The sequence below is a fragment of the Thiohalomonas denitrificans genome, from assembly GCF_900102855.1.
In the GTDB taxonomy this organism is placed as follows: domain Bacteria; phylum Pseudomonadota; class Gammaproteobacteria; order Thiohalomonadales; family Thiohalomonadaceae; genus Thiohalomonas; species Thiohalomonas denitrificans.
The window spans coordinates 67,203-86,429 of the sequence record NZ_FMWD01000006.1 but is presented as its reverse complement, the minus strand read 5'-3'; the positions used below and the strand labels follow the sequence as shown (position 1 = coordinate 86,429).

General features: G+C 62.3%; 17 protein-coding genes and 1 tRNA gene. 13 read left to right on the top strand and 5 right to left on the bottom strand.

Features of this window, described 5'->3' with window-relative positions; translation table 11 throughout:
• Positions 1-109: 109 nt before the first annotated feature.
• Positions 110-1,345 carry a (Fe-S)-binding protein gene (locus tag BLP65_RS10510; RefSeq protein ID WP_139181482.1) on the bottom strand — a complete coding sequence of 412 codons (1,236 nt, stop codon included), beginning with the start codon at positions 1,343-1,345 and terminating at the stop codon, positions 110-112.
• A 304-nt stretch (positions 1,346-1,649) separates the two neighbouring features.
• Between BLP65_RS10510 and BLP65_RS10505 the strand changes: the two genes are divergently transcribed.
• From BLP65_RS10505 to BLP65_RS10445, 13 genes are all read left to right on the top strand, one after another.
• Complete coding sequence (locus BLP65_RS10505; RefSeq protein WP_092996569.1) at positions 1,650-1,964, top strand: (2Fe-2S) ferredoxin domain-containing protein; 315 nt, start codon at positions 1,650-1,652, stop codon at positions 1,962-1,964.
• Between the two features lie 99 nt (positions 1,965-2,063).
• Entirely contained in the window at positions 2,064-2,807 is a 744-nt protein-coding gene (locus tag BLP65_RS10500) for an alpha/beta hydrolase (protein ID WP_139181481.1), read from the top strand.
• Between the two features lie 230 nt (positions 2,808-3,037).
• Complete coding sequence (rplM, locus tag BLP65_RS10495) at positions 3,038-3,466, top strand: 50S ribosomal protein L13 (protein WP_092996566.1); 429 nt, start codon at positions 3,038-3,040, stop codon at positions 3,464-3,466.
• 24 nt (positions 3,467-3,490) lie between these two features.
• Positions 3,491-3,886: a 30S ribosomal protein S9 gene (gene rpsI, locus BLP65_RS10490; protein ID WP_092996563.1), complete on the top strand. Its 396-nt coding sequence runs from the start codon at positions 3,491-3,493 to the stop codon at positions 3,884-3,886.
• Positions 3,887-3,930: 44 nt separating this feature from the next.
• Positions 3,931-4,209, top strand: a complete 279-nt coding sequence (locus BLP65_RS10485) for a four helix bundle protein (protein WP_245688301.1) — start codon at positions 3,931-3,933, stop codon at positions 4,207-4,209.
• The gene (locus BLP65_RS17205) at positions 4,172-4,294 is read left to right on the top strand and encodes a four helix bundle protein (protein ID WP_245688300.1); all 123 of its coding nucleotides are present in this window, start codon (positions 4,172-4,174) and stop codon (positions 4,292-4,294) included. Before BLP65_RS10485 ends, BLP65_RS17205 begins: the two co-directional genes overlap by 38 nt.
• A gap of 24 nt (positions 4,295-4,318) precedes the next feature.
• A tRNA-Gln gene (locus BLP65_RS10480) sits at positions 4,319-4,392 on the top strand.
• Positions 4,393-5,290: 898 nt separating this feature from the next.
• Positions 5,291-6,253 (top strand): porin, encoded by a 963-nt coding sequence (locus tag BLP65_RS10470; RefSeq protein WP_092996557.1) that lies wholly within the window; start codon positions 5,291-5,293, stop codon positions 6,251-6,253.
• 962 nt (positions 6,254-7,215) lie between these two features.
• Positions 7,216-7,581 carry a hypothetical protein gene (locus tag BLP65_RS10465; RefSeq protein WP_139181480.1) on the top strand — a complete coding sequence of 122 codons (366 nt, stop codon included), beginning with the start codon at positions 7,216-7,218 and terminating at the stop codon, positions 7,579-7,581.
• Positions 7,582-7,941: 360 nt separating this feature from the next.
• A complete protein-coding gene (locus BLP65_RS10460; protein ID WP_092996551.1) occupies positions 7,942-8,454 on the top strand; it encodes a penta-EF hand family protein in 513 nt (170 codons plus the stop codon).
• Between the two features lie 333 nt (positions 8,455-8,787).
• Positions 8,788-12,639: a DUF3683 domain-containing protein gene (locus tag BLP65_RS10455; protein ID WP_092996548.1), complete on the top strand. Its 3,852-nt coding sequence runs from the start codon at positions 8,788-8,790 to the stop codon at positions 12,637-12,639.
• Positions 12,640-12,838: 199 nt separating this feature from the next.
• On the top strand, positions 12,839-13,357 hold the full coding sequence (locus BLP65_RS10450; RefSeq protein ID WP_092996545.1) for a GlcG/HbpS family heme-binding protein: 519 nt from the start codon (positions 12,839-12,841) through the stop codon (positions 13,355-13,357).
• A 301-nt stretch (positions 13,358-13,658) separates the two neighbouring features.
• Positions 13,659-13,865, top strand: coding sequence for an acetyltransferase (locus BLP65_RS10445; RefSeq protein ID WP_092996542.1), 207 nt, complete (start codon positions 13,659-13,661; stop codon positions 13,863-13,865).
• Positions 13,866-14,001: 136 nt separating this feature from the next.
• On the opposite strand, the gene glcF is transcribed toward BLP65_RS10445, so the two are convergent.
• The 4 genes from glcF to BLP65_RS10425 all read right to left on the bottom strand — a co-directional run bounded on the left by glcF (position 14,002) and on the right by BLP65_RS10425 (position 19,227).
• Complete coding sequence (gene glcF / locus BLP65_RS10440; RefSeq protein ID WP_092996539.1) at positions 14,002-15,219, bottom strand: glycolate oxidase subunit GlcF; 1,218 nt, start codon at positions 15,217-15,219, stop codon at positions 14,002-14,004.
• Positions 15,220-15,239: 20 nt separating this feature from the next.
• The gene (gene glcE, locus BLP65_RS10435) at positions 15,240-16,289 is read right to left on the bottom strand and encodes a glycolate oxidase subunit GlcE (RefSeq protein ID WP_092996536.1); all 1,050 of its coding nucleotides are present in this window, start codon (positions 16,287-16,289) and stop codon (positions 15,240-15,242) included.
• Positions 16,289-17,770, bottom strand: a complete 1,482-nt coding sequence (locus BLP65_RS10430) for an FAD-linked oxidase C-terminal domain-containing protein (protein ID WP_092996533.1) — start codon at positions 17,768-17,770, stop codon at positions 16,289-16,291. Before BLP65_RS10430 ends, glcE begins: the two co-directional genes overlap by 1 nt.
• Before the next feature lie 107 nt (positions 17,771-17,877).
• Positions 17,878-19,227, bottom strand: a complete 1,350-nt coding sequence (locus tag BLP65_RS10425) for a four-carbon acid sugar kinase family protein (RefSeq protein WP_092996530.1) — start codon at positions 19,225-19,227, stop codon at positions 17,878-17,880.

Below are 19,227 nucleotides of genomic sequence, written 5' to 3'. Positions count from 1 at the left end.
CACAGACCCCGGTAGGAGGCGCGCCCCCGCGGCGATTTCGTCGGATATCATCGCCTGTGGCGGCCTTCCTGCCGGAAGAGAGGGTCGCTGTCTCCGTAACCCTCGCGGCCTATGCTTCCTCTCGCTCGGCCTCCGCCAGCAGGCGTTCGGCCAACACTACCGGGTGCAATACCTCGGCCACCAGGTCCACCTCGCGGGCGCCCGCGGCGATGTGCAGGGCGCAGCCTATATTGGCGCTCACCAGATAGCGGATTCCCTGTTCCTGCAAGCTCTCCACCTTGGGCTGCCGCAGCGCATCTGCGCTCTCCGGGTGGGTGAGCATGTATTCACCCGCCGCACCGCAGCACTGGTCATTGCCCGGCAGGGGGGTGGCGGGAATGCCGAGGCGTTCCAGGAAGCGCAGGGTACAACCGGCGCCACGCAGCACGTTGCGCTGACTGCACGGCTCATGAACCGCGATCTGTCCCTCCGGGGGAGTCGCCTGCAGCTCCCCGAGGTCCTGCTCGGCCAGAAACGCCGTGATTTCATGGACCCGCCCCGTGAGGGGCTTCGCCTCGGGACCAAGCCAGCTCTCCAGCTCGTTCAGCACGCCGGTGCAGCCGCTGGCGATGCCGATTATCGCGTCGGCATCGTATGCCGCCAGCAATTCCGCGCTCCGGCTCATCGCCTTTTCGGCTCCGGCCAACTCTCCCGCGTGCAGGTCCAGTGCCCCGCAGCACATCGCTGCCTTCGGCAGATGTACGGCATAGCCGGCCCGGTTCAACAGCCGTAGCGCCGCGCCGAGGGTGCCGGGTTCCAGCACCCGCCCGGTACACCCGGCGAACAGGACCACCCGGCCGCGTTCAGTGCCGCGTGCGGGGCTGAATTCGGGCAGCGGCCACTCCATCCCGGCATCCGGAACCAGGCGATTGAGCCGGCCGAGGACGCTGTCGCCCAGCAGGCGATTGGCAATCGGCTTCAGGCCGCTGGCCCGGTAGGCCCGCATCGCCCCTCGAAGTGTGCGCCCGGTCAGGTTGTCCCTGCCCAGCAGCATGGCACGGGAACGCTCGTCGCCCCGGTGCTGTTCCCGCAGCAGGGCCCGCCCCGCCACGATGAGGCGCCCGTAGCGCACCTCCGAGGGGCACATGGCTTCGCAGGCGCGGCACGTCAGACAGTTGTTCAGGTGAAGGGCCAGTGTGGCATCGGCCTCCAGCTGGCCGCGGGCCAGGGCGAGAATCAGCGAGATCCGCCCGCGCGGCGACTCCGCCTCCCGGTGACTCGCCCGGTAGGTGGGGCAGTGCGGCAGGCACAGGCCGCAGAGCACGCAGCGGTCGGCCAGCTTTTCGATGGTGGATTTCGGGTCCAAGATGTCCGTGAACGTTTGTGGTGGCCGGGGCGGGATGCCGAATGGCGTGATAGACTCGCCGGATTTTAACGGATTCGCCGTGTCACGTGCAGTGGGGCCGGATAGGTCCTGCCCGAAGATTTCATAAATTCGTGCCGATAACGCGCAGGATATTGGTTTCACGAGGAAATTTTCGAAAGAGTGGCGTATCGGCCAGGTCTATGGACGGGCCTGTTAGGGCGAAGCAGGATGCCCGAGCCGAGACTACGGCCGACTGAGAACATATTTCTTGTGGAATCAAGAGACAAGCGAGATCGGTGAGTTTATGAAATCTTCGGGCTATTACAAACACCACGTTTTCTTCTGTACCAACCGCCGCGAAGAGGGCGGCTGCTGTGCCGAATTCGGGGCGCAGAAGCTGCGCGACTACGCAAAACAGCGAGTGAAGGCGCTGGGGCTGTCCGGGAAGGGCGGAATTCGCATCAATACGGCCGGTTGCCTGGACCGTTGCAGCCAGGGGCCGGTGATCGTCGTCTATCCCGAAGAGGTCTGGTACACCTATGTGGATCGGGAGGATATCGACGCAATTATCGATCAGCACCTGGTCGGCGGCCAGCCGGTCGAACGGCTGAGGATCTAGGAAAGACCCGTCTTTTCTCGGCCTGTTCACAACACATCCACCCCGAATGAACGACAATCAAAACATCAGGAGCGACGCCGAATCATCGGCGCAGATATTATGGCGGACGACTTTTACTTTTCGGAACTCCAGGAGCGCCATCTCTATGACGGCCTGGAAGAGGATGTCTGTTCCGGCGAAGAGCTGCTTATTGACGGCCCGGCCGGCCCCCTTGAGGTACTGACCTCTTGCCCCGACTGCTACGAGGATACCCGACCTATCGCGGTGATCTGCCACCCCCATCCGCTCTATGGCGGCAGCATGAAAAACAAGGTGGTGCACATCCTGTCGGAGACCTTCAATGACATGGGCCTGCTCAGCGTCACCTTCAATTTTCGCGGTGTGGGCAAGAGTGAGGGCCGATTCGACCACGGACGCGGCGAGACCGGGGACATGCTCGCGGTGGTCCGCTATTTCCGGGAGCGTTATCCCCGGGCCCCGTTATGGCTGGCAGGGTTCTCGTTCGGGGCCTATGTGGCCGTTCGCGGCCATCGCGAGGCCGGAGCCGAACGTCTCCTGCTGGTAGCACCCCCGGTGAACATGTTCGACTTCTCGGATGTGCCGACGGTGGAGGTCCCCTGGATGGTGGTGCAGGGCGGGCGCGACGACATCACCGAACCCCGGCAGGTTTCCAAATGGGTGCACGATCAGCCGGCACGCCCGGAGTATCGCTGGATGGCCGACGCCGACCATTTCTTTCACGGCCGTCTCAATCGCCTGCGGGACGCGGTCATGAATCGCTGGTCCGGTGAAGTGGCGCCAAAAGAGGAGTTTGGCGCCCGGGCCGGGGCCACAAAAAGGTGAATTACGATGTTGACTCAACATGAGTATATCGCTATATTAGCGCCAACTGATTGGCTCACGGCCAATCGCAAGACTCCTCCATCCTCCTTTGGTGGAATCTTCGGCGCGGCATACTCCCCCTTGAGCCGCGCCTTTTTTATTTCAGGGCCGCGCTTGAAGCGCGGCCCTTCTTCATGTAGGATTCCGCTTCTTTTTTCGGGACCGTCTCGATTTTTGCTGGAGCATTTGGGATGAAGACGTTTAGTGCAAAGCCGCAGACCGTGGAACGCGACTGGTATGTGGTCGATGCCGACGGCAAAACGCTGGGTCGACTTGCGACCGAAATCGCGAAGCGCCTGCGGGGCAAGCATAAGCCGGTATATACGCCACACGTGGATACGGGCGACTACATTGTGGTTGTCAACGCTGAAAAGGTGCGCGTGACCGGCAACAAGACCGCCAACAAGATGTATCATCATCACACCGGATATCCGGGTGGCCTCAAGTCGATCAACTTTGAAAAGCTGGTCGTGAAGGCTCCCGAGCGAATCATTCAGCGCGCCGTCAAGGGTATGTTGCCGAAGAATCCGCTTGGCCGTGCTATGTTCAGCAAGCTGAAGGTTTACGCCGGACCCGAGCACAAGCACACCGCCCAGCAGCCGAAGACGCTGGAACTCTAAAGAGTACGGGAAGAAGTCAGAGCTATGGCAGAAAAACAGAATCAAATCAGCACCGGGCGTCGCAAGACCTCGAACGCTCGCGCCTTCCTGGTGCCGGGCAGCGGCAACATCACCGTCAATCGCCGGGGACTCGATGAGTACTTCGGTCGCGAAACCGCTCGCATGATTGTGCGTCAGCCGCTCGAAGAGGTCGAACTGCTCGAGAAATTCGACGTCAACGTCACCGTTCGCGGCGGCGGCGGCAGCGGCCAGGCCGGTGCCATTCGCCACGCCATCTCCCGTGCGCTGGTGAAATACGACGAATCCCTGCGCGGCTCGCTACGCAAACGCGGCTTCCTGACCCGCGACGCCCGCGAAGTCGAACGCAAGAAAATCGGCCTGCACAAAGCCCGCAAGCGCCCGCAGTACTCCAAGCGCTAACTAGTAGCGAGTTGCTAGTCGCGAGTAGCTAGGAAAAACAGGGCATGGACGCGCTGAAACGATTGGAAGTCTGGAAACGAGGGTGCAGGCTCTCGGTGGACGTTTACAAAGCGTTGCGCGCATGCCCCGAGTGGGGATTTCGAAATCAGATCTCCAGTTCGGCCCTTTCGATTCCTTCGAATATCGCTGAAGGCTACGAACGTGAAAGCGCTAAAGAGCGGCTACAGTTTCTGAAAATTGCCAAAGGGGTCGTGCGGCGAACTCTGGACCCAGTTATGGATTGGAATGGAAGCCGGTTTTCTGGAGCAATCCACAGGCCGTGAACTAGCGAGCGAAGCTGAGGAACTATCGAAAATGCTTCATGGTTTAATGCAGCACTTTCGAGATGCTACGTCGCCTCGCAACTAGCCACTAGGAACTAGCAACTGTTCTTGGGGGATCGTCTAACGGCAGGACAGCGGACTCTGACTCCGTCAATCAAGGTTCGAATCCTTGTCCCCCAGCCAATACAAAACCCGCCCAAGTGGCGGGTTTTTTATTGCGCGTCCGAATCAATGCAGAACTGATAACCACGGGGTGCACGGGGGCCACGGGGTAAAGCAGTTGTTGGGTTTTTTCCCCCGTGCGCCCCTGTTCCCCGTGGTTCGAAATTCAAGGGGATGAACTTTCCCGTCGCTGTGATTGCGAGCACTACCCGCCGCTCCGCAGCCCCGAATCAATGATGAACTTTCCCCCTGCCATTGCGAGGAGCCCCAGGCGACGCGGCAATCTGGGGTTTGGAGCAGGAGATTACTTCGTCGCTCAGGCTCCTCGTAATGACAGCGGGGGCACGTTCATCAGGAGGAGCCCCGGCGACGCGGCAATCTGGTGTGTCGCACTTCGGGATTGCTTCGTCGCTGGGGCTCCTCGCAATGGCAGGGGGGAAGTTCGTCGTTTGGTTCGCGGCCGCGAAGCGGCGGGTTGGACTCGCCACGATCTCCTATCAACTACCCTTCATCTCCCGTCCCCCGTCTCCCGTCTCCCGTCTCCCGTCTCCCGTCTCCCGTCTCCCGTCTCCCGTCTCCCGTTTCCCGTTTCCCGTTTCCCGTTTCCCGTTTCCCGTTTCCCGTTTCCCGTTTCCCGTTTCCCGTCTTTCGTCTCTCGTCTCTCGTCTCTCGCCCCTCGTCCCTCGCCACTAGCCACTAGCCACTAGCTCGTCGCCACTCGCCACTCCTTTTCCAGATAGTTGCGCCAACTGTATGACGGCCCTTTGTTTTTCCCGTTGTGGCAAAAAGACAACGCATGATGTTTTTTTCGCAAAAAGGTGTTGCATTCAGGTTCTGCTGTGGTCTATCGTTACGTTGGCTTCGGAGTAAGCCCGATTAATTAATCGCACAACCAACAACCACTTGGGAGATCCTATCAATGAATAAAAAGCTGATTGCTCTGGCTATCGCCGGCGCTATGGCTGCCCCGCTGGCAGCCCACGCAGAACTGACCATCTCCGGCAAGCTCCAGGCTGAGGTCGTGAACGTTGACGGCGACGGCGCTACCCTCGAGGGCATCCAGGTCGTCGACGGTATGGAAGGTTCCACCGCCAACTCCGGCAACGCAAGCGCTATCAACTTCGCCGGCTCCCAGGACCTGGGCAACGGCCTGAAGGGTATCGTCAAGGCGGGCTTCAATCTCAAGCCGGCCGACCGGGTCGGTATCGACATGCGTGACGGCTATGTCGGCCTCGCCGGCGGCTTCGGCACCGTGCTGGTCGGCTCCATGAACTCCCCGTACAAGGCCTCCACGGTCGGTTGGGATCCGTTCCTGGCCACCTCGCTGCAGGCTCGCGGCAGCACCGGCATGAGTGGCCTGCATAACGGCTACCTCAGCAACACCATCGCCTACGGCAACACCTTCGGGGCCGCCAAGTTCTCCGCCGCCGTCGCTGTCGACGAGACCGACGATGGCACTGGCGACACCCAGGGCGATCACACCATCTCCGCCTCCCTGAACGTCCCGGTCGGTCCGGTCGAAGTGGCCGTGGCCTACCAGGACGAGGGCGGTGATAACGAAACCGCCGTCAAGGGTGGCGTCAAGTACTCCACCGGCGTGTTCACCGTTGCCGGTCAGTACGAGACCCTGGATGAGGGACTTAGCGACGGCGATCACATGTACCTGACCGGGTCCATGGCTATGGGTGCCAACACCTTCTCGCTCTCCGCAGGTAGCTTCACTGACGACAGCGCTACCCCGAACGATGCGGACTACGTGGCCCTCGGCGTGAAGCACGCCTTCAACAAGGCGGTCAGCGCTCATGTGGGTTACCGCATGAACGATGACGACGCTGGAGCTGACGTGAATGTTCTGGCTGCCGGTATGCGCGTAGGCTTCTAAGTCGAAGCAGTAGCAGTAGCGTAAAAAGAACGGGGCCCCAGGGCCCCGTTTTTTTTTACGCCTGCGTAGGGTGCATTCTTCCAACCGCTCGCTCCACAAGCAAACGGAGATCGCCCGGCCGCGAACTGCCACCGGAGCATCTGAATCCTCCAAATGCACCGTTTTTCCAAACGCTCGGGATCGCGGCGCATTTGGTTCCGGGCCTCATAATGGTAAGGCGGATCGGTTAATGTGCGGCTTTATGGGTGCGTCGGGGGCGTATCGAGAATGCGCCCTACCTGTCCGCACCACCGGCGGCCGGGGACGCCCACATCACGAATCCCCCCGAAACTGCCAGATTCTCCCAAATGCACCGTTTTTCCAAACGCTCGGCGTCGCGGCGCATTTATTTCCGGCCTCATAACGGTCGGGGAGCCGGTAGCTGTGCGACTCTATGGGGGACTTCGGAGGTGTGTCGAGAATGCGCCCTACGGCGCTCGCTCCACAAGCGAACGGAGATCGCCAGACCACGAATCGCCCCCGAAACGGCTAGATTCTCCAAATGAACGTTTTGTTGAAACGACCGGAGTCGCGGCGCTCACGACGGTATGGCGGAGTCGGTTGATGCGCGGCTTTATGGCGTGTCGGCGGCGTATCGAGAATGCGCCCTACGGCCCCCTTTTGCCAACGATCGGAGTCGCGGCGAATTTTTGCCGGGCCTCACAGCGGTATGGCGGATTCCGTAAATGCACGGGCTTCTCTGGAGACTCGCTCGGCCAGCTTCTGTGGCATCCGGGAAGGCAGCTATCCCTGCGCCATATCGACGCCATTCGCGGACCGGCCCGGGTGGACGGGCTTTATATATTTGGGCTGGAAAAGAGTCTATATAAGAACTTTTGCGGATAGCCAACGCCTCCGGTGGGTTATAAACTTGACTATAACAGTCGGGTAAAGCGACTTACCAGTAAACGGAGGAAATGGTCATGACTACATTACGCACAATGATGGGAGGGGCACTCCTTGGGACATTCCTGATCTATCCCCTGGCAGCCCCGGGTGTCGAAGGTGAGCCCTACGACTCGGGTGATGAACTGCGCGGCGAGATTGCCACGGATGTGGTGGAAGGCAACATCCCGGTGCTCGGCGAAGGTGAGCGTGAACTGGAGATTACCAGGGATGAAGCCGAACCGGAACGCCGGTTTGTCGCCGGTGGCGAGGAGGAAAGCGTACCGGTGCAAAGCGAGTTCAGTGCCTTCGAGATCGAGGAAGAGGGGGCATTGCCCGCCCATACGGAAGGTCTGGATCTGCACCAGGGAGAGGAGGTTTCAATACCGACGCTGGATAGATAGCGGCCGGGTTGAAGCCTCTGCGGTGGCGTGTGGCCGGTCCCGGAAGGTATCCGGGGACCGGCTATGCGCCTGTCCGTTCCTGCGCGGCGTAGTTATTACCGGGCCTCTCAATGGTATGGGGATCCCGTACATGCGCGACTTTATGGCACGTCGGGGGCGTATCGAGAATGCGCCCTACGGATTGCATGGCAGGGATGGCTCGGCAATCCCTGCATCCTCACGTCGGCTGCGGAAGGAAAAAGATGCAGGAAATGAGAAGGGGGCCTGTGGGGGATTTTGCGGATAGCGGGTTTCCCCGATTCGTCTTATACCTAGCGCAAACGTTGATTGAAAACGTCCCACAGGGAACGGAGGAACGCCATGAACAGAGTACGGACGATTGCTATCGGGGCACTCCTCGGGGCATTCCTGGTCTATCCGGTCGTGGCCCCGGGTGTCCAGGGCGAGCCATACGATAAGGGTGACGCCCTGCGCGGCAAGATTGCCACGGACGTGGTGGAAGGCAACGTCCCGGTCCTCGGTGAAGGCGAAATCGAGGAGATGATGAGGGCTGAAGCCGAACGGCGGCGGCTGGTCATCGATGGCGAAGCGCAGAATGTACCGGTACTACCGGACCCCAGGCTTACTGAAGAGCAGGTCCGTGACTTCCAGCGGCTCGATCAGGACCGGAGCGGTTACATCAGCCGGTTCGAGGCGCGGCGGAACCAGATGGAGCGCGAGTTTGAAGTCATGGACAGGGATGACAACCGGAGAGTGGACTTGACCGAATTCAGCGCCTTCGAAGTGGAGGATGAGGGTGACTTGCCCGCCCACACGGAAGGCCTGGACCTCCACCAGGGAGAGGAGGTTTCAGTACCGACGCTGGAGGATTAGCGCTCGGTCCGGTTTATCGTCGCGTTCGGCCGGTCCCGGAAAAGAGACCGGTCGTGCGCTCGTTCATCGCCAGCCGTACCCCCCTGCTGCGCAGGCCAGAATCACTGAAGAACGGGTAACCACGGGGTACACGGAGACCACGGGGTAAACAGGTTGTTCGGGTTCTTTTCCCCGTGCGCCCGTGTTCTCCGTGGTTCGAAAGGGGTGAATCGCGGCAAGCGGACCATGCAACTCCCCGGAAAAGGACGCTGTCCATAGAGTTACCTTTCATCACTGATGGCCCGTGTGTGTTAAAATCCCCGCTCTTTCCCCTCCACCTACGCACAGGTTTCGATGACTGACTTCGGCACCGCGCGCATCCGCGAAATCCCCTATAACTACACCTCGTTTTCCGACCGCGAGATCGTAATCCGTTTTCTCGGCGAGTCCATGTGGGAGGTGCTGAACCGTCTGCGTGCCGAACGGGTAACGGGTCGCTCGGCACGCATGCTGTTCGAGGTATTGGGGGACATGTGGGTGATCACCCGCAATCCCTTCATCCAGGACGATCTGATCGAAAACCCCAGACGTTGGGGGTCTCTGGCGCATGCGCTGCATCACCGCCTGGACCAGATCATCGAGCGGGCGCAGGGAAACGAGCAGGCGCTGCAGCTGGCGGAGGCGGCCCGCGCGGCGGTGCGCGATTTCGAGGCCTGGCTTCCGCGGCAGAAGGACCTTCGCCAGCGGGCGCAGAGGCGCCTGGCCCGGGTTACCCGCAAGGACAATATCGATTTCGGCGGACTCGCCCGGGTCTCTCACGCCACCGATGCCACTGACTGGCGGGTCGAGTTTCCCTTCGTGGTCGTCACCCCCGACAGCGAGGCGGAAATGGCCCGGGTGGTTCGCACCTGTGTGGAGCTGGGATTGACCATCGTTCCCCGCGGCGGCGGCACCGGCTATACCGGCGGTGCGGTACCGCTGCACGCCGAGTGCGCGGTGATCAACACCGAAAAACTGGACTGGGTGGGTGAGTTCGCCATGACCGAACTGCCGGGGGTGACCGGGTCGGTACCCACGCTGCACGTCGGTGCCGGTGCGGTCACCCGGCGCGTATCGGAAAGGGCCGAGGCAGCGGAGCATGTGTTCGCCGTGGACCCCACCTCCCAGGATGCCTCCTGTATCGGCGGCAATATCGCCATGAACGCCGGCGGCAAGAAGGCGGTCATGTGGGGCACCACCCTGGATAACCTCGCCTCCTGGCGCATGGTGACACCTGATGCCAACTGGCTGGAGGTGGAGCGAATCGGTCACAACCTGGGCAAGATCCACGAGGTGGACTTCGCCGAGTTCCGGATTACCCGCTACGAAGCGGATGGTAAAACCACAGTTGGTGAGCCGGAGACCCTGAAAATCCCGGGGCCGGAGCTTCGCAAGAGCGGGCTCGGCAAAGATGTCACCAACAAGTTTCTCGGCGGCCTGCCCGGTGTCCAGAAGGAGGGCTGCGACGGACTCATCACCTCGGCCTGTTTCGTGGTCTATCGCATGCCGGCTCATACCCGGACCGTCTGCATGGAGTTCTTCGGCTCGGACCTGCGCGAAGCGGTTCCCGCCATCCTCGAGACCAAGGAGTATCTGGACGACAGGGAGGGCGTCCTGCTGGCCGGACTGGAGCACCTCGATGAGCGCTATGTGAAGGCGGTGAACTACAGCACCAAGGCGCCTCGTCCCGATCTGCCCAAGATGGTGCTGATCGCCGATATCGTCGGTGAGGAGGAGGACCGGGTAGCGGAGGCCGCCTCCGCAGTAGTCCGCATGGCCAATGCCCGCCACGCCGAAGGCTTCATTGCCACCAGCCCGGAGGCGCGCCACCGCTTCTGGCAGGACCGCGCCCGTACCGCCGCCATCGCCGTTCACACCAATGCCTTCAAGATCAACGAGGACGTGGTGATCCCGCTGGATAAACTGGCCGAATACAGCGAAGGCATCGAGCGCATCAATATCGAGCAGTCGACCACCAACAAGCTCCGGATGATCGATGAGGTGCTCGACTATCTGCAGGGGCCGCTGGCGGAACGGCGCCGCGATCCCGACTATGAAGACAGTGACGAGAGTGCCGCCATCCTGGCGAACAAGACCGAGGCCGCCAGCCTGCATCTGCAGGCGGTCCGGGAGCGCTGGCGGGCACTGCTCGAGCATCTCGATGCCGTGGTCGCGGAACAGCGGGATCTGGTCGGTGAGGAGGCGTTCACTAACCGTCGTCAGGGTGACAGCGTGTTTTCGCTGCTCCAGCGTCGTGAACTGCGCATCTCCTATCGCCGCGAGGTGGAGAAGCCACTCAAGGAGATCTATTCCGGCCGGGAGTTGGAGGGCGTCCGCGAGAAGCTGGATGCCATCCATGCCCGCATCCGCGCCAGCCGTCTGTTTGTCGCCACGCACATGCATGCCGGTGACGGCAATGTGCACACCAACATCCCGGTCCATTCCAACGACTATGCCATGCTGCACGAGGCCGAGCGGGTGGTGGACCGGATCATGGCGCTGGCCCAGTCCCTGGGCGGGGTGATCTCCGGCGAGCACGGTATCGGCCTGACCAAGTTCCAGTATCTGGCTCCGGAGGTGGTCGAGGCCTTTGCCGACTACAAGCGGCGTATCGACCCGGAGAACCGCTTCAACCGCGGCAAGCTGCTGCCGGGCTCGGGGCTGGCCAACGCCTGGACCCCGTCCCTGCGGCTGGTACAGCAGGAGGCCCTCATCCTGGAGGCCAGCGAGCTCGGCGAGCTCAATGACATGGTCAAGGATTGCCTGCGCTGCGGAAAGTGCAAGCCGGTCTGCACCACCCACGTGCCGCGCGCCAATCTGCTCTATTCGCCGCGCAACAAGATCCTCGCCACCGGCCTCATCATCGAGGCGTTTCTCTACGAGGAGCAGACCCGGCGTGGTATCTCCCTGCGCCATTTCGATGAGATGAACGACGTGGCGGATCACTGCACCATCTGCCACCGTTGCGAAAAGCCCTGTCCGGTGAACATCGACTTCGGCGATGTCTCGGTGCGCATGCGAAACATCCTTCGCACTCGGGGTAAGAAGCGCCGCAATGCCGGGACCTGGCTCTCGATGGCCTTCCTCAATGTCACCGACCCGGCCACCGTGCGCGCCATGCGCAAGGGCATTGTCCAATGGGGCTATGCCGCCCAGCGCCTCGGCTACCGCACCGCCCGATCCCTGAGGCTGATCCGGGACGGACAGCCCCCGCGGGCGACCACCGGCAAAATGGCTGTGACCGAGCAGGTGATCAACTTCGTCAAGCGACCCCTGCCGGATGAGATGCCGACCCGTACCACCCGGGCCCTGCTCGGCGTGGAAGACGACAAAGTGGTGCCCATTCTGCGCGACCCCGCCAGGGTGACCGACGACTCCGATGCCGTCTTCTATTTCCCGGGCTGCGGCTCCGAGCGGCTGTTTTCACAGGTGGGGCTGGCGACCCTGGCCATGCTCTACGACACCGGCGCGCAGACCGTATTGCCCCCCGGCTACCTGTGCTGCGGCTATCCGCAGAGCGCCTCGGGTGAGAGTGACCGCGGCCACCGTATCTCGGTGGACAATCAGGTGCTGTTCCACCGTGTGGCGAATACCCTCAATTACATGGATATCAAGACGGTCCTGGTCTCCTGCGGGACCTGCATGGACCAACTGATGAAGTACCGCTTCGAGGCGATCTTCCCCGGTTGCCGTCTGCTGGATATCCATGAATACCTGATGGAAAAGGGCGTCAAGCTGGAGGGTGTCGAGGGCAAGCAGTTCCTCTACCACGACCCGTGCCACACGCCGATGAAGCAGTACAACCCGGTGAAGGTGGCCGCCAGCCTGATGGGACAGGAGGTGGCGCTTTCGGATCGCTGCTGCGGCGAATCGGGCACCTTTGCCGTCTCGCGGCCCGACATCGCCACCCAGGTCCGCTTCCGCAAGGAGGAGGAACTCCACCAGGATATCCGCGCCCTCACCGGCCGTGAGAATAGCGAGGGTGACGTGAAGATCCTCACCTCCTGCCCCTCCTGCCAGCAGGGCCTGTTGCGCTACACCGACGTTACCGGCCTGGACAGCGACTACATCGTAGTGGAGATGGCCAACCGGCTGCTGGGCGACGGGTGGCAGGAGCGTTTCGTCGAACAGGCACGCGCCGGTGGTATCGAACGGGTACTGCTGTAGGAGCGGCGGAAGCCGCGATGGAATCTTTCCTGGTACTTCGCGACTTCCGTCGCTCCTACAGGTGAATGCCTCGGTTTCTCTTCTTGCGTTGATTTCCGCCTGTGACCACCATAACGACACGGGGGCCGGCTTTGCCGCCCCTTTGCACCGCTGATGTGCTATACAGTCAGTTAGGTTGGATAGAGGAGAGAAAATAACAATGCGCAAATCCCATAAGTTGCTGAAACCCCTTGTCGCCTGCTTTGCCCTGGCCGGCCTGTCGTCGACGCTGCAGGCCGAGGAGCAGCCCCTGATGGTCGACATCAAGCGCCTTTCGATGGAAAGTGCCCTGACCATTGCCCAGGCCACCATCGACCAGTGCCGAAAGGAAGGCGTGCAGGTGGCGGTTACCGTGATGGATCGCGGCGGGCATCCGCAAGTCGTATTACGTGATGTGCTGGCGGGGGACCTGACCCTGAATATCAGCCGCCAGAAGGCCTATACGGCGCTGTCGTTCAACATGGCGACCTCGGACATGGAGGGGCGATTCACTTCGCCCTTTTCCGTCGGCAAGGTGGACGGGTTGGTGATGAGTGCCGGCGGTCTTCCCATCACCGCCGGGGGCACGATTATCGGCGGTGTCGGCGTCAGCGGTGCTCCTTCGGGCGAGACGGACGAGAAGTGCGCGCAGGCCGGAGTGGATGCCATCTCCGATGAGCTGGAAATGGCGGCGTTTTAGTAAGGATCCGCTAGATTTACAGTACCTACTCACCCCCTCCGTCATTCCCTGTCACCCCCCCCGCCTGCGCGGGGGTGACAGGGGATGACGGATTTCCCGGGCCGTGTGCGATCACCCGGGCGAGTAACGTACCGAAAGGCTCAGGAGTTACTGCCTTTCACCCGGCATCAGCCAACCACCGATGCACTGAACACACCGATAAGGTGAATCGGCATGTGTGTTCCCGGGGTGGCTGGCCTGCGCGGGGCCGGAGATGGGGTGAAAGGCAGAGTAGCGCGGAAAATCCAGCGAAGGAGACAGTATGTACCTCAAGAACAAAGCCAATGGCGACCTGGTCGAAATCCTTGATATCAGCTCCATGATCGACCCGTTGCGTAGCCGTGTCGCGGGCCGTTATCACTCCGGCGAAGAGCTTCAGGACCCCGCCACTTTCGACAAGACCGACCTGATCTTCCCCTCGGGGGAAAATCTCCCGCGCTGCTGGGTCGATCCGCATTACAGGGACTAGTGGTCCATGCGGAAAACATGAGTGGCGCTCAGACTCCCGTTAATGGGCCAAGGCAAGCAGCGCACGAGGTTCAGCAAACGCAATCCGCTGACGGTGGCATGGCGGGAGGTTTAGGGGCGCAAACCGCGACTGCGAATCAAGTCAGCGCCTGATCGATAAGTTCAATCCAGTGGCAAACCGGTGTCTCTGTACCGCTTTGCAGATGGAGTTGGCAACCGATATTGGCGGTGGCGATGATTTCCGGATCGCTACCGCTAAGCGCGTTGAGCTTACGCTGGCGAAGGGTGCCGGCAATCGTCGGCTCCAGCAGCGAGTAGGGGCCTGCCGACCCGCAGCACAGGTGTGGCTCGGAAACCGGGGTGAGCTCATAACCCGCGGCTACTAGTAGTCGCTCAATGACACCCGGGAGTTGCTGTCCGTGCTGGAGACTGCAAGGAGAGTGAAAGGCGATCCGCTGTCTCTTGTGCTCAGAGCTCAGTGCTTCTATTCCCTCTTTGGCAACCACCTCACCGAGGTCCTTCGCCAGCGCGGCGATTCTGTGCGCACGGGCGCGGTAGTCGGGGTCGTCTGCCAGCAGTTCGCCGTACTCCTTGAGCATCGTTCCGCAACCGCTGGCGGTTACCAGTATGGCTTCGGCTCCGTCCTCGATGGCGGGCCACCAGGCGTCGATATTGTTGCGCGCCATCGCCCTGGCCTCCGAGTGGGCGTCCAGGTGGTGGCTGAGGGCACCACAGCAACCGGCCCGTTCGATTCGCGTCAGGGTGATCCCAAGGCGGTCGAGTACACGGGCGGCGGCAGTGTTGGTTCGCGGCGTGCCGCGGGACTGTCCGCAGCTCTCCAGCAGGAGCATGGTGCGCGGATGCCAACCGCTCTTTGGCCAGTGAAAATGGGTTTTGGGAGGTATCCGTCGTGCCCACGGGCGCGGAAGCAGCGGTCGCATCGCCTGTCCGATCCGAAGCAGGCCATTGAACCGCCTCGGGTGCGGTATCAGGGCACGCAGGGCGGCCCGTTTTATCCGCTCGTCGGCAGGGCGTGGCAGCCGACGAGCGAGTTCCGAACGGCCGATATCCAGCAGACGGCTGTAGCGAACCCCTGAGGGACAGGTCGTTTCGCAGGCGCGGCAGCCCAGGCAGCGATCCAGATGGCGCCGGGTTTCACTGGTGACCTGCTCCCCCTCCAGCAGGGCCTTGATGAGATAGATCCGTCCACGCGGACCATCGAGTTCGTCGCCGGTTACCTGGTAGGTCGGGCAGGTTGCCGTGCAGAAGCCGCAATGGACGCAACTGCGCAGGATCCGTTCGGCCTCCTGCCCGACTGGCGTATCACGCAGCGGCGCGATGATGGCGGTCTGCATGGCTGATTCCTCGTCCGGTATTACAGGGTGGCGTAGAGGCGGCCGGGGTTCAGGATCCCGACGGGATCGAAGGCCGCCTTCAGTTTCTCGTGCAGCCGCATCACGGCAGCGGCCGGAGGCTGAAAGCTCTCCTCCCGATCGCCGCCCCGAAAGCGCTGGGCATGCCCCCCCATTGCGACCGCGGCGGCGTGAATCTCTTCGGCCGGCGCATCGCTCCGGACCCAGCGCTGGGCGCCGCCCCAGTCGATAAGACAGCCGTCAGTGAGAGGGTGCAGCGGTGCATCGGCGGGCACCGAAAGGCGCCACAGAGGAGCATCCCCAGCGAAAAACGGTAGCCGCTGCTCGCGCAGATCGGACCAGAACGAGGTACTCTCCCCCACATCGCCGCCGATCGCATCTCGGGCGGCATGCACCGCCTCAGGGCTGCCGGAGAGCCGAACCCGCAATTGCCCCTCGGTATGACAGGCCGCCGAGATCGGCAGAGGCGACGCGCTCCACCGATGGATGCATTCCAATCCCTCTTCGGGTGAGCAGCTCCGTGCCAGCGTAATCTCCTGTTCGGGTCGGGGGAGCACCTTGAGGCTGACCGACAGCAGTACTCCCAGGGTCCCGAGTGCGCCGGCCATGGTCCGGGAGAGGTCGTACCCGGCGACGTTCTTGATGACCTCGCCGCCGAAGCATAACCGCTGCCCCCGGCCGTTGACGATCTCGGTGCCGAGCAGGAAGTCGCGCACGGCACCGGTATAGGGGCGCCGGGGCCCGGAGAGGCCGCAGGCCACGCTACCTCCCAGTGTTGCATTGCCAAAGTGGGGCGGCTCGAAGGGCAGCATCTGACCCTCCCTCTCCAGTATCTCTTCGATTTCACTCAGCGGGGTGCCTGCACGGGCGGTAATGACCAGCTCGCGCGGCTCATAACCGATGACTCCCCGATGGGCAGATACCGATAGCGGTTTGCCTTCGGCCCTGCGCCCGAAAAAGCGCTTGCTGCCGCCGCCCTCGATGGCAAGCGGCTCACCCGTCTCATACGCGAGCCGAACCCTGGCTGTGATGCTCTCGGCAACATCCGTCATCAGAATCGCTCCAGTTCCGGGAAGGGGAGTTCGCCGTTATGCACGTGCATGGCCCCGAATTCGGCACAGCGATGCAGCGTCGGTATGGCCTTGCCCGGGTTGAGAATCCCCTTGGGATCCCAGGCGCGTTTCACCGCGTGGAACTGCTCGAGCTCGGCCTCACGGAACTGCACGCACATCTGGTTTATCTTCTCCATGCCGACCCCGTGCTCGCCGGTGATGGTGCCCCCATGGGCCACGCACAACTCCAGGACTGCCCCGCCGAAGGCCTCCGCCCTCTCCAGTTCACCGGGGCGGTTGGCATCGTAGAGGATGAGCGGATGCAGGTTGCCGTCGCCGGCATGGAAGACATTGGCCACCGGCAGACCGTATTCATCTGAGAGCTCCTGGATCTTCCGGAGCACGTTCGGCAGGTGCTTGCGGGGAATGGTGCCGTCCATACAGTAGTAATCGGGGGCGAGTCTCCCGACGGCCGGAAATGCGGCCTTGCGACCTTTCCAGAGCAGGGCGCGCTCCTCGGGATCGCTTGCGGTGCGGATGTCGCAGGCGCCGCAGTTGCGGAGGATGTGATGCACACGCTCCGCCGCTGCGCCCACCTCGCCCTCGGTCCCGTCGACTTCGCACAGCAGGATCGCCTCGGCGCGCGGATAGCCCGCCTGCACGAAGTCCTCCGCCGCCTGAATCGCAAGACGGTCCATCATCTCCAAACCGGCCGGCACGATGCCGCCGCCGGCGATGATCTCCCCCACGGCGCTGCCGGCCTGTTCGATGTCATCGAAGGCGGCCAGTATCACACGGACCTGTTCGGGGCGCGGCAGCAGCTTGACCGTCGCCTCGACTACGATGCCCAACATCCCCTCGGAACCGGTCATCAGTGCCAACAGGTCGTAGCCGGGGCTATCGAGGGCATCGCTGCCGATGACCATCCGTTCGCCGTCGGCGGTAACCACATCCAGTTTGAGCAGGTTGTGTACCGTCAGCCCGTACTTCAGGCAGTGAACGCCACCGGAGTTCTCCGCCACATTGCCGCCGATAGTGCAGGCGATTTGCGAGGAGGGATCGGGGGCGTAATAGAGGCCGTAAGGCGCCGCGGCCTCGGACACCGCCAGGTTTCGCACACCCGGCTGCACACGTGCGCTGCGCCGGACGGGATCGATATGCACGATCTGATTAAAACGCGCCATGTTCAACAGAATCCCGTCCTCAACCGGCAGGGCGCCGCCGGAGAGGCCGGTGCCGGCACCCCGGGCGACGACCGGCACACCGATTTTGTTGCACAGGCGCAGCACGGCCTGCACCTGTTCGACGCTGGTCGGCGCAACAACCGCGAGTGGAAGCTGACGATAGGCCGATAGCCCATCACACTCGTAGGGACGCATTTGCTCCCGTGTCTTGAGCACCGCACCGGGCGGCAGCATGCTCTGCAGGTTTGCCAGCAACTCGTCCTGCGGTAAGCCCCCTGTCCCCAATGCCTCGCTCATAGGCTCAGTTTCCGTATAGTTGATCGGGCAGCCAGGTAATCAGGCCCGGGAACAGCACGCACAGAGCAGGCAATGCCCGCCATTGGGGGGCTGTCTGAGCCCCGCCCTCATGCCGTGCCCGCCCTCTCTTCCACAACGGGAACGTCCGCCATTCGACGATAGCCCCGGGCCAGTGCGTTGTCGTCGCCGACATTTCCGGGGAAAATCACTACCGGAAGCCCCGGGAAACGGTCGTGGTCGGCGGGGCAGCGCACCACCGAGCAGCCGGGAAGCACCTGTCCCAATACCCTTGAGGTGCGCAACTCCAGTCCGCTATTGAGCACGTCGTTGGAGGTGATTCCGCCCTTGCTGATCAGATAGCCCAGGGTGGGGGGAAGCCCCCGCACCACATCCGTCAGGAAGTCCGACACGCGCTCACCGAAGGCGAGGCGCTTCGATTCGGAATCAAACACCTTTTCCGTGCGGCTGGTGTAGATGATCGGCGTCTCACCCCGTTTGTGAATGGCCGTCGCCCGGCTCAGGATGTCGCGCAACAGGGCCTCGCGGTCGCTGTCGATGGCGTCGACATCCGCTTCGATGCCGACGGTCCCCGCCTCATCCAGGAGCCGTTGCAACTGCAGCGTGGCCTTGCGTACGTGGGAGCCGACAAGGACGGCGCCGGGGCGCCCATTCCGCACAAAACGGAACATTTCCTCTGCGGGGACGGGCTGGGGCGACAGCTTCGCCAGCGACTTGAGCAGGCTGGCAGCGCTTCGGAACAGAAAGCGCTTGCCATCGGCCGTCGCGTTCAATACCTGATCGGCAAAGCTGTCCAGGTCCGACTGGGCCTCACCATCCACACAGCCGCAGGTATTGCCCTTCAGGCTGGAAAGCCGCACACGGCAGCCGCGACGGACATCGTCGAGCAGAAAACGCTCGACCTCCTGAGCAGAGATCCGCCCATCGGTTTTCTCCTCAACATAATCCGGCAGATAGCTGTGCGTGAAGCCGAACACCGAATCTTTGGCAAACTCGGTGCGATGCACGGGAACCGGCTCGCCGTCGACCATCAGGTAGTGAACGGCGTCGCGGGTGATGCGTCCGCCTTCGAAAAAGGCCGGGACCAGAAAGTGGGCGTCAAACGGCCCGAGTTCTTCGGCGATGATGTCCGTCTCCACCGGGTAGTGACCCCGCAGGGTGGAGTCGGAGCGGCTCACCAGCAGCGGATTGACGGGATTACCCGCTTCGGCGAACTCATCCAGCGCCTGTCTGAGATTTCGGCACACCTCCCGAGTAATGGCGGCGGCCCGCACGGCATCCATGCCGCGGGTATTGGTCAGCACGAAGAACAGCGGTGCACTGTCCTCCAGGGCCTCACGCAGGGTTGCCGGATCCCACCGGGTCAGAAGCAGACAGCTATGCACTGTCTGCGAACCGGTGGGATCATCGTCAAGGGCGATGATTTTGGTTCTGGCCAT

Excerpts from the sequence above, each read along its gene's own strand:
- BLP65_RS10450 (WP_092996545.1), top strand. The coding sequence starts at position 12,839 with ATGCGCAAATCCCATAAGTTGCTGAAACCCCTTGTCGCCTGCTTTGCC.
- BLP65_RS10465 (WP_139181480.1), top strand. The coding sequence starts at position 7,216 with ATGACTACATTACGCACAATGATGGGAGGGGCACTCCTTGGGACATTC.
- rplM (WP_092996566.1), top strand. The coding sequence starts at position 3,038 with ATGAAGACGTTTAGTGCAAAGCCGCAGACCGTGGAACGCGACTGGTAT.
- BLP65_RS10445 (WP_092996542.1), top strand. The coding sequence starts at position 13,659 with ATGTACCTCAAGAACAAAGCCAATGGCGACCTGGTCGAAATCCTTGAT.
- glcE (WP_092996536.1), bottom strand. The coding sequence starts at position 16,289 with ATGACGGATGTTGCCGAGAGCATCACAGCCAGGGTTCGGCTCGCGTAT.
- rpsI (WP_092996563.1), top strand. The coding sequence starts at position 3,491 with ATGGCAGAAAAACAGAATCAAATCAGCACCGGGCGTCGCAAGACCTCG.
- BLP65_RS10430 (WP_092996533.1), bottom strand. The coding sequence starts at position 17,770 with ATGAGCGAGGCATTGGGGACAGGGGGCTTACCGCAGGACGAGTTGCTG.
- BLP65_RS17205 (WP_245688300.1), top strand. The coding sequence starts at position 4,172 with ATGGAAGCCGGTTTTCTGGAGCAATCCACAGGCCGTGAACTAGCGAGC.
- BLP65_RS10460 (WP_092996551.1), top strand. The coding sequence starts at position 7,942 with ATGAACAGAGTACGGACGATTGCTATCGGGGCACTCCTCGGGGCATTC.
- glcF (WP_092996539.1), bottom strand. The coding sequence starts at position 15,219 with ATGCAGACCGCCATCATCGCGCCGCTGCGTGATACGCCAGTCGGGCAG.
- BLP65_RS10470 (WP_092996557.1), top strand. The coding sequence starts at position 5,291 with ATGAATAAAAAGCTGATTGCTCTGGCTATCGCCGGCGCTATGGCTGCC.
- BLP65_RS10425 (WP_092996530.1), bottom strand. The coding sequence starts at position 19,227 with ATGGCCAGAACCAAAATCATCGCCCTTGACGATGATCCCACCGGTTCG.
- BLP65_RS10485 (WP_245688301.1), top strand. The coding sequence starts at position 3,931 with ATGGACGCGCTGAAACGATTGGAAGTCTGGAAACGAGGGTGCAGGCTC.
- BLP65_RS10505 (WP_092996569.1), top strand. The coding sequence starts at position 1,650 with ATGAAATCTTCGGGCTATTACAAACACCACGTTTTCTTCTGTACCAAC.
- BLP65_RS10455 (WP_092996548.1), top strand. The coding sequence starts at position 8,788 with ATGACTGACTTCGGCACCGCGCGCATCCGCGAAATCCCCTATAACTAC.
- BLP65_RS10500 (WP_139181481.1), top strand. The coding sequence starts at position 2,064 with ATGGCGGACGACTTTTACTTTTCGGAACTCCAGGAGCGCCATCTCTAT.